This window comes from Pseudomonas delhiensis (assembly GCF_900187975.1).
In the GTDB taxonomy this organism is placed as follows: Bacteria; Pseudomonadota; Gammaproteobacteria; order Pseudomonadales; family Pseudomonadaceae; genus Pseudomonas; species Pseudomonas delhiensis.
In genome coordinates this window covers 1-2,884 of record NZ_FZPC01000067.1, presented here as the reverse complement: position 1 = coordinate 2,884, position 2,884 = coordinate 1, and the positions used below count along the sequence as shown (strand labels likewise).

The 2,884-nt window shown below is 59.0% G+C and carries 1 protein-coding gene; it reads right to left on the bottom strand.

The window, feature by feature from the left end; translation table 11 throughout:
- The coding region (locus tag CHC02_RS30370; protein WP_176450361.1) for an Ig-like domain-containing protein at nucleotides 1-2,884 on the bottom strand (2,884 nt) is incomplete at both ends.

Genomic DNA, 2,884 nt, shown 5'->3' with positions numbered 1-2,884 from the left:
TTCTTGCCATCCAGCAGCAGGGTGTCGATGCCGTCGCCGCCGTCGATCATCGCGAAGGACGTGTCCTTGATGGCGATGAAATCATTGCCGGCGCCGCCGCGGACGGAAGACAGCACCGCGCTGTCGAGCAGCAGGCCGGAGGCGGAACCGTCGTCGAAGAGCATCCACAGGCTGCCCTGGGTTGCATCGGCGGCCAGGAACTGCGTAGCGTCTTCGATGCCTGGTACCTGTGGGATAATACCCAGGTTCAAGGTGGTATCGATATCGATGATTCGACCCTTGATAGCTGAGCCACTATCATCGCCTACACCTGCGTCGGTCCAGCTGACGAACATTCGCCCATCTTCAAGGAAGGCCACATCTGGCTTGGTCTGGGTGCCGTACTCCAATTGGTGGATACGCAGCTCCTGGCCGATCCGGTTGCCCGCATTGTCAAAGAACTGCGCATAAATGCCAAGTGTGCCTGCGCCAGGAGCCTGGTCGGCAACGGACTCATAGACCACTACAAAACCGCCACCCGGTCGCGCGATCGCGTAGCCGTTCAGTTGGTCGCCAGGGGTGAAGGTGTTCACAAGGAACTCGTTACCCACCGGGATGCCGTCGGGGGTGTAGATTCGCGCCCACATGCTGAAGCCTGACCTGTCGGGGCCAGTGGTGATCTTGGAGTCCCAGGTGATGACCAGGTTTCCGTTGGTCAGCATGGCCACGCCTGGGGCCGTCTGACTACCAGTCTGTGTCTGGTTGGCCAGGATTTCCGGACCGAATTGATGGGTTTGCGGATCGTAGAGCTTGAACTTGATATCCGAACCGTTCTCTTTGCCCATATAGGCGATAGCGACCCGCCCATCGGCCAGCGTCGTCGTCGAACTCAGGTAATAGGCCGAGGACTCGGCAACGGACGTGACTGCCACCAGCAGGTCGCCGGTAATGGGAAGACCATCACTATCGTAGTGGCGCATCATGATGGCCCATTGTTTGGCGACGATTGCTTGCCAGGTGATCACATAACCACCGTCATCCAGTGCAGACACCTGCGCAGCCCGGTTCGCGCCACTGGTGGCGTTGACGCGATACTCGCCGTTATGAGGCACGAGGCCAGAGATCTTTCCGGTGTCGTTGTAGCTGTAACCGTAAGTCTGGCTGCGCACGACATCGACGCCGCTGGAGCTATCATGCCAAGTGACCACGACCTTCCCATCCGCCAGGATTGTGACGTCCGGTCGAGTCTGGTGCCCGGCCGTAACGCTATTGACCGTGAACTCGTCTCCAACCGGCATGCCTGAGGCGTCGAATATCTGGCCCTGGATATCCCAGTTGCCGGTGGCATAAGACTCCCACACCACCATGAAACCGCCACCCGGTAGCTCAGTGGTGGAAGCTCTCTGCTGGTTGTTCTTGACGATCGTATTGACGGTGAATTCCGAGTAGAAGCCTGCATCGATGTCGAGGGTGACGCCTTCGATACCGTAGCCGCTCGGGTCGATCATGTTGCTGTGCCAGGTCACGAAGATATTGCCGTTATCCAGCAGCGTCGCGTCCAGGACGTTCTCGATGTGCCCGGCCTCGGCGCTGGTACCTTGGTTACCCCAAGTCGTCGGGTTGACCAGGAACTCATGGCCGACCTTGTTGTTTTTCGCATCGAAACGTTGAGCGAAGATGGCCGAGCCATTGCCATCGCCGCCTTCCGAGCCCCAAATGAGCATGTAGCCGCCATCGTCCAGTGCTACACCAACCGACTTGTACTGCTTGCCCGCGCGGGTGGTGTTGACAATGAAGTCACCGGTACCAACCAACTGGAGTGCCCCCGTGTCGGGGTTGAACGAGTAGTGAGCAGCACGAATGTCCACGCCGATAGACTGGCTATCGGCGGAGTCCCAGTACACCACGAAGCTGCCATCCTTGAGGGTGATGGTGTTCGGATAGTTCTGGTGTCCATCCAGGGTGGTGTTCAGGGTCAGGATGGGGCCGGCGGTCGAACCATCGATTTTGCGCAGTTGCCCAAGCACATCGTTTTTAGTGTCGATGCCACTCCATACGGTCAAATACCAACCGGTATCGCCGAGCAACGTCATTCTGGGACCACCCCATTCCTTGCTTGCTCCACCCGCGCTGACAACCATCTCGGGTGTGACAGGCTGGTTGGCGGCGTTATAGATGCGCTGCACGATCGAGCCGCCGCCCTGGTCGCTATGCCAGGAAAGGATGTAACCACCGTCTTTCAGGGCGAGCCCGCCGGGCGAGCGCTGGCTGGCGTAAGTGGTTTGGTTGACGAGGAACTCGTTGGTCTCAGGGGCTCCTTGTGAGTTGTACTTGCGGGCCAGAACGGATTCGGAGCTGCCATCCCACTTCCACGATTCATAGGTGACGACAAAGCCGCCGTCGGCCAGAGCAATGACTTGGGGGCTATCCTGGCTATCGCCATTCACCTGGTTGACCAGTTGTTCTCGACCAATCTTGTACTTCCCGGTCGGGTCCAGCAGCTGCATGTAGACATCGTAATGGCTGTAGTCCGATATATAGGATTGCCAGACCACCACCAGATTTCCGTTTGCCAGTTTGGTGACCTGCGGGTTGTTCTGGTTGCCGGCCACCGTGGTATTGATGGCAGGGCCGGCGCTTTGGCTCATGCTCAGGTCAAAGTTACCGACGCCATCGTTTGTGGTTACGGTAACGCCGTAGCCCTTGCTGTGGGGGCTGAGGTTTCCGGCCGTATCCATCGCGACGGCGGTGAAGACGTTCAGGCCGAAGTTCAGCGCATCGGTTACCTCCACCGTCCACTTGCCGTCTACCACCAGGGCCTTGCCGACTTCGCGCTGGCCGTTGGCTTCGGTCACGTACAGGGTGACGGTGTTGCCGCTGGTGCCGGTGCCGCTGACGGTGGGCT